The sequence below is a fragment of the Nocardiopsis sp. iso_238 genome (genome assembly GCF_056173325.1).
Window position 1 is genome coordinate 2,812,548 of sequence record NZ_CM149668.1, and the last position, 12,703, is coordinate 2,825,250.

Annotated in this window: 13 protein-coding genes; 5 read left to right on the forward strand and 8 right to left on the reverse strand. The window is 70.8% G+C overall.

Annotation, left to right across the window (positions count from 1 at the left end; all coding sequences use genetic code 11):
• Positions 1–51 precede the first annotated feature (51 nt).
• Positions 52–261, reverse strand: coding sequence for a hypothetical protein (locus AC0VYL_RS12475; protein WP_475483229.1), 210 nt, complete (start codon positions 259–261; stop codon positions 52–54).
• 134 nt (positions 262–395) lie between these two features.
• On the opposite strand from AC0VYL_RS12475, the gene AC0VYL_RS12480 reads away from it, so the two are divergent.
• Positions 396–872 (forward strand): GNAT family N-acetyltransferase, encoded by a 477-nt coding sequence (locus tag AC0VYL_RS12480; RefSeq protein WP_475483230.1) that lies wholly within the window; start codon positions 396–398, stop codon positions 870–872.
• Between the two features lie 186 nt (positions 873–1,058).
• On the opposite strand, the gene AC0VYL_RS12485 is transcribed toward AC0VYL_RS12480, so the two are convergent.
• Positions 1,059–1,691 (reverse strand): MBL fold metallo-hydrolase, encoded by a 633-nt coding sequence (locus AC0VYL_RS12485; protein ID WP_475483231.1) that lies wholly within the window; start codon positions 1,689–1,691, stop codon positions 1,059–1,061.
• Positions 1,688–2,773: an S-(hydroxymethyl)mycothiol dehydrogenase gene (locus AC0VYL_RS12490; RefSeq protein WP_475483232.1), complete on the reverse strand. Its 1,086-nt coding sequence runs from the start codon at positions 2,771–2,773 to the stop codon at positions 1,688–1,690. The genes AC0VYL_RS12485 and AC0VYL_RS12490 overlap by 4 nt, the downstream gene beginning before the upstream one ends.
• 266 nt (positions 2,774–3,039) lie before the next feature.
• Between AC0VYL_RS12490 and AC0VYL_RS12495 the strand changes: the two genes are divergently transcribed.
• Entirely contained in the window at positions 3,040–4,095 is a 1,056-nt protein-coding gene (locus tag AC0VYL_RS12495; protein ID WP_475452530.1) for a medium chain dehydrogenase/reductase family protein, read from the forward strand.
• A gap of 10 nt (positions 4,096–4,105) precedes the next feature.
• Here AC0VYL_RS12495 and AC0VYL_RS12500 read toward each other — a convergent pair whose 3' ends face one another.
• From AC0VYL_RS12500 to AC0VYL_RS12510, 3 genes are all read right to left on the reverse strand, one after another.
• Positions 4,106–4,927, reverse strand: a complete 822-nt coding sequence (locus AC0VYL_RS12500; RefSeq protein WP_475483233.1) for an alpha/beta fold hydrolase — start codon at positions 4,925–4,927, stop codon at positions 4,106–4,108.
• Between the two features lie 187 nt (positions 4,928–5,114).
• Entirely contained in the window at positions 5,115–5,921 is an 807-nt protein-coding gene (locus AC0VYL_RS12505; RefSeq protein WP_475483234.1) for a peptidoglycan recognition protein family protein, read from the reverse strand.
• A gap of 208 nt (positions 5,922–6,129) precedes the next feature.
• Positions 6,130–6,498 (reverse strand): DUF3817 domain-containing protein, encoded by a 369-nt coding sequence (locus tag AC0VYL_RS12510; protein WP_475483235.1) that lies wholly within the window; start codon positions 6,496–6,498, stop codon positions 6,130–6,132.
• A gap of 338 nt (positions 6,499–6,836) precedes the next feature.
• On the opposite strand from AC0VYL_RS12510, the gene AC0VYL_RS12515 reads away from it, so the two are divergent.
• From AC0VYL_RS12515 to AC0VYL_RS12525, 3 genes are all read left to right on the forward strand, one after another.
• Entirely contained in the window at positions 6,837–7,640 is an 804-nt protein-coding gene (locus tag AC0VYL_RS12515) for a siderophore-interacting protein (protein ID WP_475452538.1), read from the forward strand.
• Positions 7,641–7,647: 7 nt separating this feature from the next.
• Positions 7,648–8,040 (forward strand): GNAT family N-acetyltransferase, encoded by a 393-nt coding sequence (locus tag AC0VYL_RS12520; RefSeq protein WP_475452540.1) that lies wholly within the window; start codon positions 7,648–7,650, stop codon positions 8,038–8,040.
• Positions 8,041–8,458: 418 nt separating this feature from the next.
• On the forward strand, positions 8,459–9,751 hold the full coding sequence (locus AC0VYL_RS12525; RefSeq protein ID WP_475483236.1) for an HNH endonuclease signature motif containing protein: 1,293 nt from the start codon (positions 8,459–8,461) through the stop codon (positions 9,749–9,751).
• A gap of 557 nt (positions 9,752–10,308) precedes the next feature.
• Here AC0VYL_RS12525 and AC0VYL_RS12530 read toward each other — a convergent pair.
• Both AC0VYL_RS12530 and AC0VYL_RS12535 read right to left on the reverse strand, forming a co-directional pair.
• On the reverse strand, positions 10,309–11,184 hold the full coding sequence (locus AC0VYL_RS12530; protein ID WP_475483237.1) for an aminoglycoside phosphotransferase family protein: 876 nt from the start codon (positions 11,182–11,184) through the stop codon (positions 10,309–10,311).
• Between the two features lie 35 nt (positions 11,185–11,219).
• Positions 11,220–12,686 (reverse strand): MDR family MFS transporter, encoded by a 1,467-nt coding sequence (locus tag AC0VYL_RS12535; RefSeq protein WP_475452547.1) that lies wholly within the window; start codon positions 12,684–12,686, stop codon positions 11,220–11,222.
• Positions 12,687–12,703 lie beyond the last annotated feature (17 nt).

The window sequence follows — 12,703 nt, forward strand, 5'->3', positions numbered from 1 at the left end:
GGGGAGGGCACGCGTGCTCAGGGTGAGGGAGTGTGACGGTGGGCGTCGTGGCTACTCCGAGGGTTCGGGCAGGTCCGGGCACTCGATGGTCGGGTTGACGCCGACGTAGTTCAGGGGGCCGACGAAGACGGTGACCGCGACACTGCCCAGGGAGGAACAGGACACCTCCGAGGTGCTGAGGTACCCGCGTTGCACGGCCGCGGCCACGCCGATGGCGAGCCAGACGAGGACGAGTACCGAGAACGTGGAGCTGGTGCGCATCGCTGCCTCCAGGGGGTGGGGCCGGTGACTCCTCACGTCGTACCCGCACGAGCGCCCGCCCCACCGGACCCGGGTCCCGAACCCGCCGGAAAACCCGTGGCGACGCCGTGTCCGGCTCAGTAGGGTTCCCACCCATGACCGACACACGCACATCCCCCACCACCACGCGCCTGGTGGAGATCACCGACGACAACTTCGACGCCGCCACCCGGATCAAGGTGAGCGAGGCGCAGGAGCAGTTCGTCGCCCCCGTCCTGTACTCCCTGGCGCAGGCGTACACCAACCGCGACACCGCCTGGCCCCGTCTGCTCATGGACGGCGACGAGGCGGTCGGCTTCGTCATGGCGACCTTCGCCCCCGAGGACGAGGACCCCGACTGCCGGGCCGACGTCTGGCGCCTCAACGTCGGAGCGGAACAGCAGGGGAAGGGGTACGGTCGCCTCGCGGTGGAGGGCGTACTCGACGAGGCCCGGCGGCGCGGATTCTCCCGGGTCACCGTCTCCTGGGTGCCGGGAGAGGGGAGCCCGGAGGGCTTCTACCTCCGCCTGGGCTTCCGCCCGACCGGACGGGTGGAGGACGGGGAGATCGTCGCCGCCATCGAGCTCGACTGACCCGGAGTCACGGGGGTTCCCCCGAGGGAACCGGACACGGGTCACGGAGCATCCGCGAGTGCGTGGCCCAGGCCGCGCTCCGTGCGTTGACGCCGTACGCGCGTCCGGATGGAGTCCGGGCGCGCGTACGGCGACCGATCGTGAGCGTGCTGGCGGATGCCCTGGGTCGTCTTTGTCGGGACGCGACTAGTGGCCCCGGTCCAGCCACTCCTGGAGGTGCGGGGCCTCCGCTCCGATGGTCGTGGAGTCGCCGTGCCCGGTGTTGACCACGGTCCCCCCGGGGAGTGCCAGGAGGCGCGTGCGGATCGACTCCACGATGGTCGGGAAGTCCGAGAACGACCTCCCGGTCGCGCCCGGGCCGCCCTGGAACAGGGTGTCGCCGCTGAACAGCACACCCAGCTCCGGGGCGTACAGGCACACCGCCCCCGGCGCGTGACCCGGGGTGTGCAACACCGTGAGTTCGGTGCCGCCGACCTCGATGGACTCCCCGTCGGCCAGCTCTCCGTCCGGGGCCCGGTCCGGGTGGGTCATGTCCCACAGCACCCGGTCCTCGGGGTGCAGCAGGATCGGCGCCCCGGTCGCGTCGGCCACCGCGGGGGCGGCGTTCACGTGGTCGTTGTGGCCGTGTGTGCACAGCACCGCCACGACCCGGCGCCCGTCCACCGCCGCGAGGATCGCCTCGGCGTCGTGCGGGGCGTCGACGACCACGACCTCGTCGTCGTCACCCACCAGCCAGACGTTGTTGTCCACCTCCCAGGAACCGCCGTCCAGGGCGAAGACCCCGGACGTGGTCAGGCGTTCCACTCGCGCTTCACTCACAGTCGCACCACCGATCGCAGAACCTCGCCGCGCTCCATGCGGGCGAACGCCTCCTCGACGTCACCGAGCCCGATCTCCTCGGTGACGAACCCGTCCAGGTCCAGCCTGCCCTGGGTGTACAGGTCGACGAGCATCGGGAAGTCCCGCGAGGGCAGGCAGTCCCCGTACCAGCTGGACTTCAGGGCCCCGCCCCGGCCGAACACGTCCAGCAGGGGCAGTTCGAGGCGCATGTCGGGGGTGGGCACACCCACCAGAACCACGGTGCCCGCCAGGTCGCGGGCGTAGAAGGCCTGTTCGTAGGTCTGGGGGAGCCCCACCGCGTCGATCACCACGTCGGCGCCGAAGCCGTCGGTGAGCGCCCGGATCGCCTCCACCGTGTCGGCCTCCCGGGCGTTCACGGTGTGTGTGGCGCCGAACCCCCGGGCCCACTCCAGCTTGCGGTCCTCCAGGTCCACGGCGATGATCCGACCGGCCCCGGCCAGCCGGGCCCCGGCGACGGCGGCGCTGCCCACCCCGCCGCAGCCGATCACCGCGACGGAGTCGCCCCGGGTCACCCCGCCGGTGTTGATGGCGGCGCCGATCCCGGCCATGATCCCGCACCCGAGCAGCCCCGCGGCGGCGGGTGAGGCGGCCGGGTCGACCTTCGTGCACTGTCCCGCTGCGACCAGCGTCTTCTCGGCGAACGCTCCGATGCCCAGCGCGGGGGAGAGCTCGGTGCCGTCCTCCAGGGTCATCCTCTGGTCGGCGTTGTGGGTGTCGAAACAGTACTGGGGCCGCCCCCGCCGACACGCGCGGCAGGCACCGCACACCGCCCGCCAGTTGAGGATCACGTAGTCGCCCGGTTCGAGGTGGGTGACGTTCGCGCCGACGGACTCGACCACGCCCGCTGCCTCGTGGCCGAGCAGGAAGGGGTACTCGTCGTTGATCCCGCCCTCGCGGTAGTGCAGGTCCGTGTGGCAGACCCCGCACGCCTGGACCCGGACCACGGCCTCACCGGGGCCGGGGTCCGGAACGACGATGGTGGTGAGTTCCACGGGTGCGCCCTTCGCACGCGAGATCACACCCTGGACCTGTTGGGACATGAGAAGACTCCCTGAACCTCGTGGCCGCCGGTGCCGGTGGGCACCGTCACAGGTCACCCTGCCGCACCGTCCGGACGCGTGTCCATCATCCGGGCGCGGCTCCGGGGTTGACAACGGGAGACATGTGAGTGTGTACTCACAAACATAGGCCGCAGGGATGTTCCCGAGCGCCTCGAATAGCACTCGTAGGGGGTGTTCTTCGGGGTGGGCGGGTCTTCTTGGGGTCGGAAGTGTAAGTGAGTGCTCACAAAATTGAGGAGTGGGTCATGCGTCAGCCCCATGAGTCAGCCGTCCAGGAGGTCACCGAGATCCGGCTCCCCGGTCCCGTCGCCCCCGAAGGCCTGGTGGTCCGCCGCCGCGGCCTCGCCGCGCCCGGGCCCGGCCGGGTCACCCTGCGGATGGAGGCCACCGGAGTCTCCTTCGCGGAACAGCAGATGCGCCGGGGCAAGTACTTCGACCAGCCGCCGTTCCCGTTCGTGCCCGGCTACGACCTCGTCGGCACCGTCACGCGGGTCGGCCCCGGGGTGGACCCCGCCACGGTGGGCCGCCGCCACGCCGCCCTCACCAAGGTGGGCGCCTGGAGCAGCCACGTCGACCTGCCCGCCGCCGACCTCGTCCCCGTTCCCGAGGGGATCGACCCCGGGGCGGCCGAGGCCCTGGTGGTCAACGGGGTGACCGCCCACCGCATGCTCCACCGGCTCGCCCGCGTCCGCCCCGGTGACACGGTCCTGGTCCACGGCGCCAACGGCGGGGTGGGTTCACTGCTCGTGCAACTGGCCCGCCACACCGGAGCCACCGTCATCGGCACCGCCTCGGCCCGCAACGCCGACGCCGTCCGCGCGCTCGGCGCCCTTCCGCTCGACTACCGCGCACCGGATCTCCCCGGCCGGGTCCGGGCCCTGGCCCCGGGCGGGGTGAACGCGGTCTTCGACCACGTCGGAGGCTCCGGGCTGGTCGACTCCTTCCGGCTCCTCGCCCGCGGGGGCACCCTCGTCTCCTACGGCACCGCCGCCACCCGGGACGTGGACGGCAACGCGATGCTCCCCGTGTTGCTGCTGTTCGCCCGGCTCCTGTGGTGGAACGCCCTGCCCAACGGGCGCGGCGCGCACTTCTTCAACCTCTGGAGCGGTCACCGCAGGGCGGCCGACTTCCGCAGGAGGTTCGCCCGTGACCTGGGAGAGGTCCTCTCCCTGCACGCCGAGGGAGTCCTCGACCCGCCCGTCGCCGCCCGTGTGCCCCTCTCCGAGGCGGCCTCGGCGCTGGCACTCGCCGAGTCGGGCACCGTGGTCGGCAAGGTCCTCCTGGTCCCCGACCAGCCCTGACCGGGCGTGCTCACCCCTGGAGGAAGGGCACCAGGGCGGCGGTCAGCTGAGCGGGGGCGTCCAGCTGGACGAGGTGCCCCGCGCCCTCGATCGGGCAGGTGGCCAGGCCGGGGACCAGCGCGGCCAGGGCGCGGTTCCGCTCCGGGGGAATCCAGGTGTCCCGCTCACCCCAGGCCAGCAGGACCGGGAGGTCGATACTCGGATACAGGCCCTGGACCTCGTCGGTGTACACCTGGTCGGCCTGCTGGATCTGGCGGTAGAACGCCGCCTGCCCCTCCTCACCGGTCCACGGCTCCACCAGCCGGTCCAGGACCGGGGGCAGCAGTCCCGTCGCACTGGCCGAACCCACGTACTCCGCCACCAGGGCCCGGTGCAGCGCCGGTGGCAGCTGTTCGAACACCTCGGTGTGCTCGCCCACCAGCCGGAAGAACGGCGAACCCCACGGAGCCGTCGCCACCGGCGAGACCAGGGCCAACCGCGCGTAGGAGGCGCCGTGCAGCAGGTGCGCCCGCAGCGCCACCGCGCCGCCGAAGTCGTGCGCCACCACGCTCGGGGACTCCAGGCCCCAGTGCGCGAGGAGTTCGGTGAACACCCGCCCCTGGGTGGCCAGGGACACGCTCTGGCCCGTCCGCATCTCGGAGGTCCCGTACCCGGGCATGTCCCAGAAGTACACCCGGTGGCGGGGGGCCAGCGCGGCGGCCACGTCCCGCCACACGTATGACGAGAACGGCGTCCCGTGCAGCAGGACCACCGGATCGCCCGAGCCGACGGCGCCCCAGCGCACCGTGCCCGCGCTCGACGCGTACGTCTCCGGCGTCGTCTGGTCGCCCATGGTGGTCCCTCCGTCGTGATCCCGGGGCCTCGGTCGAAGCCGCCCGCGATCCTATCCGGGGGGTCGGACGGTCCGGGATGCCGTGACCGGCGCACGAGGGAGGGGCGGCACCCGGCGGAGGCCGGGAGCCGCCCCTGGCTGACTGCTCCTGAGTGACGCCGAACGGGGAGACGTCCTCACGGGTGGGTCAGCGGGTGAAGTCGTCCGCTCCTCGGCCGGGGCCGTGGTCGAACTCGCGCAGGGGCTCGTCCCCGGGCACCGGCGGGTAGGTGGGGCGGTCCTGGGCGGGCACCGTGCGAGTGCCGATCTCCAGGCCCTGGGACGACATGACGCCGGTGACCGCGTTCCGCAGGTCGGGCAGCATCGCGTACAGCACGTCACCGGGGCAGGCGGTCGCGTTGAAGTCCCGGTGCCCGAGGATCGCCTCCTGCGGGTTGAGACCGTAGGCGCCGCACAGCCAGGCCAGCGCGGCCACCAGGGAGTCGGTCAGGGCCTGGGTGGGGCCCTCGTCCATGTAGGTGCCCTCGTTCTCGATACCCACGCACGTGCTGTTGTTGTTGGCGACGTGCGCGCCCACACAGTGCTGGCCCTCGCGTACGGCCGGGACGGCGCGGTCGCGGCCCTCCATGATGTGGCCGCCGCGGCTGATGGTGAACTGCTGGCCCGCGTCGGACCAGCCGTTGCTGTCCATGTGGAAGTTCTGGATGGACCGGGACAGGGCCAGCGCGTGCGCCTCGGAGTGGTCGGCGCTGTTGGGGGTCGCGGTGTGGTGCACGACCACGAAGCTGGGCGGGGTGGCCAGGACCTGGACGGGGCTCGACGGGGGGCGGGCGCCCCAGTCGGCGCGGAAGTACATCGCCGGTTCGGCGGCGGCCGAGGATGTGTCGGCGTACGCGGTGGAGACGCCGAACGCGCCTCCGGCCAACGCCGCGCCGGAGGCGACGGCCGCGCCTCGTAGGACCGCGCGCCTGTCGGGTCCGTGTCGCTGTGGCATGGGGGAAACCCTTCTGCGTGGGAGCCGGTTACTTGCCAGTTCACAACTGAACATGGACGGCTCGCCGTGCGCCAAGGGGGCACTTCCCAGATTTCTCTGTCCGATTTCGGACAAAATGTAAACCCCTTACCCCTCTGTTCAGAAAGAGAACCCCGGGGTAAGGGGTGAGCCTGATCGCTGGTGTGTCGCGTGGGGCCGGGGCCGCCGGTCAGGCGACCTTCGCGGGCTCCTCGGTGCCGGTGTCCCGCACCCCGTCGCCGCGCTCGGCCGGATCGGTCAGACGACCGGTCCGGTGCAGCCACCAGTCGGCGGGAAGCGTGCCCAGGGGAGGGATGGACGCGGCCAGCGCCACCAGGGTCGGCCACACGCCCCAGCGCAGGCGGTAGGCGGCGAACAGGGCCACCGCCACGTAGACCATGAACGCGCCGCCGTGCACCGGGCCGAAGATCTGCACACCCAGCTCGCTGCCGTTGCCGAGGTACTTGAAGTACATGCCGACGAGGAGTCCGGCCCAGGTGAAGGCCTCGAAGACGGCCACCACGCGGAAGGTTCGGGCGGTCAGGGTCGTGATGCTCAACGGGGTTCCTCGGGCTCGTCGCTGTGCGGGGAGGGTCCCGGGGGACTCCCGGGCCGCCACCAGGCTAGGTCACCCCTGACGGGACCCGGTTCCGCCCCCACCCGTTGACACCCCGTCCCGGACGCCCTGAGACTTGCCGCGAACCCTGCCGGGCGGGGCGGGGCAGAGTGACGGACGGACGGGACCGCCGGTGCCGCCCCGGATTTCCGATCTGGCTTAGGCAAGGCTAGCCTTATCCATGCCCGTGCTCCATGGAGGCGCGGCGCTCGCCCCCACCTGACCTCGGACCCGCGCCACCGGAGTCCGAGCAGCAGCCCCGAACCGCAGCAGGAGACGCAGTGAGCCACGAACGCCGCATCGAGATGTACCCGCTCAAGAGCCGTGTGCTGGAGGTGGCGGAGGTCGAGCGGGTGACGCCCCGAATGATCCGCGTCCACCTGGAGGGTCCCGACTTCGAGGGGCTGCGCAGCGACGGCTTCGCGGACCACGTGAAGCTCTGGTTCCCCAACGAGGACGGCGACCATGTGCTCCCGGTCGTCGAGGACGACCGCTGCCTGAACTTCCGCGCGGAGGGAGTCGTCTTCCGCGACTACACCGTGCGCCACCTCGACCACGACGCACGGCGTCTGAGCATCGACTTCGTCGCCCACGACCACGGACCCGCCGGGCGCTGGGCGACCAGGGCGGAGAAGGGCGACCGGCTCGGTGTGCTCGGCCCCCGGGGAAGCGCCCACATCACGGGCGAGTTCGACTACCACGTGCTCCTCGTCGACGAGACCGCGCTGCCCGCTGCCGCCCGCTACATCGAGGAGCTGCCCGGGGACGCCAGGGTCCGTGCCTTCTTCGAGGTCGTCGACGCCGACGAGGAACAGGAGATCCGTACCCCCGAGGACGCCGAGATCACCTGGCTCCACCGGGGCGACGCCGAGCCCGGCAGCACCGACCTGCTGTTCCGGGCCTTCGAGGCCCTGGAACTCCCCGAGGGGGACGGCTTCGTCTACGCGGCGGGCGAGGCGGGGACCCTCAAGCCCATCCGCAGGCTCCTGAAGGAGCGCGGCTTCGTGCGCAACGAGACCTGCGAGGTCGACGGCTACTGGCGTCGCGGTACCTCCAACCTCGACCACCACGAGGACGACGAGTAGCGAACACGTGCGTATCGAGGTGCGCTTCCCCGTGGACGACGAGGAGCTCTCCCGGCTGCACGCCGAGGCCTTCGGGCACGCGCCCGCCCTGGTCCCCTGGTCCGAACGGCTGGAACGCCACAGCCGCTCCTGGGTCGGGGCCTTCGACGAGGGGCGGCTCGTGGGTTTCGTCCACGCGGTGTGGGACGGGGGAGCGCACGCCTTCCTTCTCGACACCGCCGTCGCCCCCGGCCACCAGCGCCACGGCATCGGCACCCGTGTCGTCACCGCACTCGTCGACGATCTTCGGGAGCTGGGCGTCGAGTGGCTGCACGTCGACCACGAACCCCGCCTTGAGGGCTTCTACGGGGCCTGCGGGTTCCGCCGCACCCGAGCCGGGCTGCTCCGGCTCTCGGAGTGAGGCGCTGGCTGGTGCTCTTCGCGGTAGTCAGGAGAGGAGAGGTAGGGTTTTCGCCCCTGGGGTGGAGGCGGGGTGGTCAGCTGGGCCGCGCTCGCCTGGCTCTGCGCCGACCGTCCTTCGTGTCGCGGCTGGTCGATGCCACGAACGAAAAGCGGCAGCGAGGACAGCACCCCAGGCCCGCGCCCATCGGGGCCCGTGTCGCGGCCGGTCACTGTCTGGGACGTATTGCATAACACACCCGGTCGACTTTCGAGGGTTATCCACAACTCCTTGTTAAGGGGAAGAAACCTGGTATTCCAGGTCGCATTTCCTCTTGCCCTCCATTCCCTTTCTTCTTATTCGCGCATACAATGGAAGCATGACCTTCTCCTCTGCGTGTGGCATGGTAATGGCGGGGCACTCTCCCGCCATTACCGCGATGCGCCACGCGAGGGAACAGGTCACCCACGCCCTGGCCGACACCCCTCCGGCCGGTGCGGTAGCGGGGGTGCTGGACGACATCTGTCACCTGTGGCAGGACATGGACCAGGCCAAACTGCGTATCCTGCTGCGTTTGGCCCAGATCCAGGCCACCGGCAACCTCCTCGAAGTGGGTGGACAGCGCACCCTGGCCGGATGGATCACCCAGGCCCTCGGAACGCACCCGGCAGAAGCCCGCTCCCTGGCCTGCCTGGCCGAAGCCCTCTTCAACGAAAAGCTCCCCGAAACCCGCAAGGCCCTGGATGCGGGTGTGCTTTCCCTGGGCGAAGCCGCTGCGGCAGTGAAAGCAGTGGAAGCGGCCACCACGGCCCGGAACAAAACCGAGTTCCCCGATGCGGACGAGTTCCGGGCGTTGATGGATTCCGGACTCATGGCCGCCAAAGCCAACAACCCCGCACTGTCCGCCGCCCAGTTCGCCCAACTGGGGCGGCGCATCTCCACCCAACTCCACCCCGCCCTGGTCGAGGATGAGTACAAGAAGGCCTTCGACGCCCGCCGTCTGGACGTGGTGCGTAGTTTCGAGGGCTCCTTCTACCTCCAGGCCTGGGGCCCCGAGGTGGACGCCGAACTGCTGGAGAAAGCGGTGGGGGCGTTCACCGCTCCCCGCAACCCTGGGCAGCCGGAGCAGTCCAAGGCCGAACGCTCCTACGACGCGTTCATGCACATGGTCAAGACCGCACTGGGGCACCAGGGGTGCACCAAACCTCCGGGACCGTTGGCGATGATCAACGTGACCGTCCCTCTGGACGTTTACACCGGCCAACGCACCAACCTCGCCCCTGTTCAGCCCGGTGACAGCGGTAACACGGGTGGTGCTTCGACTCAGGACGGGATGGTGCTGGGCATGGAGGCCGTCCGCTCCCTGTCCCCGGGCAGTGTCCTCCGCCGCGTGATCACCGACCCCGCCACCGGCAAGCCCTTGGACGTGGGGCGGGGGATGCGCAACGCCCCCGAGCAGATCCGCACCGTCGCCCACCACGGGCGCACCACCTGCGCCTGGCCCCAGGGTTGCGACGTTCCGATCAGCGCCACCGAGGCCGACCACATCACCAGCTACTCCAAGGGCGGCCACACCAGCGCTGGGAACATCCAGCCGCTGTGCTCCACTCACAACCGGCTCAAATGGCGTCGCGAGAACAACCCCCACCGCGCCTCCTGGAAGGGCCGACCAGCCCACCGACCCCCGGACCCGCCCCCGAAACCGGAACCACCCCCACCTGCCCGCGAATGAAGGGCCAAGGCCCTATCCCCGCATGCCCACACTCCACCCACACGAAGGAGGTCGACCATGAACCACCCCCACCCCACCACCGCAGAAGCTCTCGCTGGCCCTGTCACTGCCGCCGCTGGAACGTGGTCGGCCTCCACCCCCACCCACCCCGTACAGACCGCCCACTCCAGCACCCCACCCGCCCTCGCCGCCGTCGTTCCGCTGGCACGCGTGACCAGCCGCGACACGCACCCCGATCACCACAGGCCTGGGGCCCCACCCTCCTTCGCTGCCGCTGTTGCGCTGGCACGCGTGACCGGCCGCGACACGAATCCCGGTCAGTGCAGGCGTGGAGGATCCCGTCGCTCTCGACATAAGCTCACCCATGAGACAGCAACAGTGATAAGTGGTGCCGGATTTGTCTGTTTCTCAACAAGTTGCAAAAATCGGCCCTTGCCACTGGTAAGTTCCCAGGTGAAAAAGTCTGCTCCCCGCGCACGCGGGGATGGACCCTGGAGATCGTCGAACGAGAGCCGTTTCCAGTCCTGCTCCCCGCGCACGACGGGTTGGTGGGTCGGTTAGGAAAATGACGCGAGTACTCGGGTCAGAGCCTTCTCGCCGGCGGGCCGCCAGGAGGGTTTGCCGCCGGGGAGGCCCTGGTCGCCGGAGCGGCCGATCTGGATGAGGACGAGGCTTCGGATGAGGGCCCAGCCCCGGGCGCGCAGAAGGGTGGCCTCGTCGGCTGAGTACGCGGTGAAGAACGCGTCGGCCGAGCCGTCGGGGAGCAGGACCCACGCGGCGGCGAGGTCGGTGGCCGGGTCTCCAGCGCAGATCTCACCGAAGTCCAGGACCCCGGCGAGGGCCCCGTCCCGGGTGACGGCGTTGGCCGGGTGCAGGTCCGCGTGCACCCACACCGGGGGCCGGTCCCAGGCGGGTGCGTCCGCCACCGCCCGCCAGGCCTCCAGGATCGCGTCCACGTGCGCGGGGTCCGCGATCTCGCGGGCATACCCCTCGAAGTCCTCGACGGCCTCGCGCGGGTGCGCGCCGCGCCAGGGGTTGACCGGGGCGTCGTCGGGAGCGGGGTGATGGAGCTCGGTGAGGAAGTCGGCCAGTACCCGGGTCCCTCGGGTGACGGGAGCCAGGTCGGCGGGCTCCCCGGTGACCCAGGTGGTGATCGTCCAGGTGTGCGGGAAGCGTTCGGAGGGGGCGCCGAGGCGCACCGGGACCGGAACGGGCAGGGGGAGGCGCGGGGCCAGGGCGGGCACCCACCGGTGCTCCTTGCGCAGGAGATCGGGCGCGTCCGGCTGGCGGGGCATCCGGACCGCGAGGTCCTCGCCCAGGCGCCACATCTGGTTGCCCCAACCGCCCTCGACGGGGCGCAGCTCCCGGCTGGCGAGATCCGGGTGCTGCTCTTCGAGGAGGGATCGTACGAGCGACTCGTTCACGGAGCCCACTGTAGGGGGCGGCGAGCCGCCGCCCCCTCACGGGATCAGTGGACGGGCAGGCTCTCGGGTTCCTGACCGGCCTCCGACCGGCGCACCAGGAAGGTCGCGAAGAACGCCAGGGTGGCGATGACCGCGCCCAGCATGAACGCCGTGTGGATCCCGCCCGCCTCGGCGGTGACGGCGTCCGCACCGTCGCTCAGCTGGCTGGCGGCGACGGCCGACATCACGGCGATGAACGTCGCGGTGCCGGCGGCGCCCGCCACCTGCTGCACGGTGCCGACCACGGCGCTGCCGTAGGAGTACAGCGAGGGCCGCAGGGAGCCGAGCGCACCGGTGAGCAGCGGGGTGAACATGAGGCCGAGTCCGACACTGAGCGCCATGTGCGCGGCGACGACGTAGCCGAGCGGGGTCTCGGTGCCGAAGAAGGTCATGCTCCACATCACCAGGGCGACCACGCCCGCACCCGGGGTGACCAGGGGGCGGGGGCCGAAGCGGTCGTAGAGCCGACCCACGAACGGGGCCAGCAGACCCATCACCAGGCCGCCGGGCAGCAGGGTGAGGCCGGTCGCGAGCGTGTCGTGGCCGAGCACGTTCTGCATGTAGAGCGGCAGCAGGATGATCGTGCCGAACAGCGCCATGAAGCTGACGAGGACCAGCGCGATCGAGATCGAGAACTGGCGGGACTGGAACACCCGCAGGTCGAGCAGGGCCCGGTCCTCCCTCTGGAGTCCGATCTGGCGCCACACGAACAGCACGAGCGCCACGGCACCCACGCAGAGCGCCACCCACGGCGGAACGGGCGCGTCGGCGTCGGCCGCCTTGCCCAGGCTGGAGAAGCCGTAGACCAGACCACCGAAGGCGAGGGCGGAGACGATCACCGAGAGCACGTCGATCCGGGCGGCGCGGGGCTCGGTGACGTTGCGGATGAAGGCCGCTCCCAGGCCGAGCGCGAGCAGCGCGATCGGCAGCACGAGCCCGAACAGCCAGCGCCAGTCCAGCATGCTCAGGATGAGCCCGGACAGGGTCGGACCGACGGCGGGCGCCACCGCCATGACGATGGAGATGTTGCCCATCACGCGTCCCCGGCGGTCGGACGGGACCGTGTTGAGGATGGTCGTCATGAGCAGCGGCATCATGATCGCGGTTCCGCTGGCCTGCACGATCCGGCCGAGCAGGAGGACCGTGAAGTTCGGGGCGAGGAAGCAGATCAGGGTGCCGAGACTGAACAGGGTCATCGCCGCGATGAACACCTGCCGCAGGTGGAACCTCTGCAGCAGGAACCCGGTCACGGGGATGATCACGGCCATCACGAGCATGAAGGCCGAGGTCAGCCACTGCCCGGTGGAGACCGAGATGCCGAGGTCGCGGTTGAGCGCGGGCAGGGCCACGCCCATGATCGTCTCGTTGAGGATGACGACGAACGCCGAGACCAGGAGGAGTGGGATGACGAGTCGGGTCGCTCGCTGGTCCGCGACCTCGTCGGAGTTTGTCACGTCGGGTTGCCTGGTCACGTACTTCCTTGCGCGCT

Coding starts and splice junctions, on each gene's coding strand:
- AC0VYL_RS12505 (WP_475483234.1), bottom strand. CDS start 5,921: ATGCCACAGCGACACGGACCCGACAGGCGCGCGGTCCTACGAGGCGCG.
- AC0VYL_RS12525 (WP_475483236.1), top strand. CDS start 8,459: ATGCGCCACGCGAGGGAACAGGTCACCCACGCCCTGGCCGACACCCCT.
- AC0VYL_RS12480 (WP_475483230.1), top strand. CDS start 396: ATGACCGACACACGCACATCCCCCACCACCACGCGCCTGGTGGAGATC.
- AC0VYL_RS12475 (WP_475483229.1), bottom strand. CDS start 261: ATGCGCACCAGCTCCACGTTCTCGGTACTCGTCCTCGTCTGGCTCGCC.
- AC0VYL_RS12490 (WP_475483232.1), bottom strand. CDS start 2,773: ATGTCCCAACAGGTCCAGGGTGTGATCTCGCGTGCGAAGGGCGCACCC.
- AC0VYL_RS12500 (WP_475483233.1), bottom strand. CDS start 4,927: ATGGGCGACCAGACGACGCCGGAGACGTACGCGTCGAGCGCGGGCACG.
- AC0VYL_RS12495 (WP_475452530.1), top strand. CDS start 3,040: ATGCGTCAGCCCCATGAGTCAGCCGTCCAGGAGGTCACCGAGATCCGG.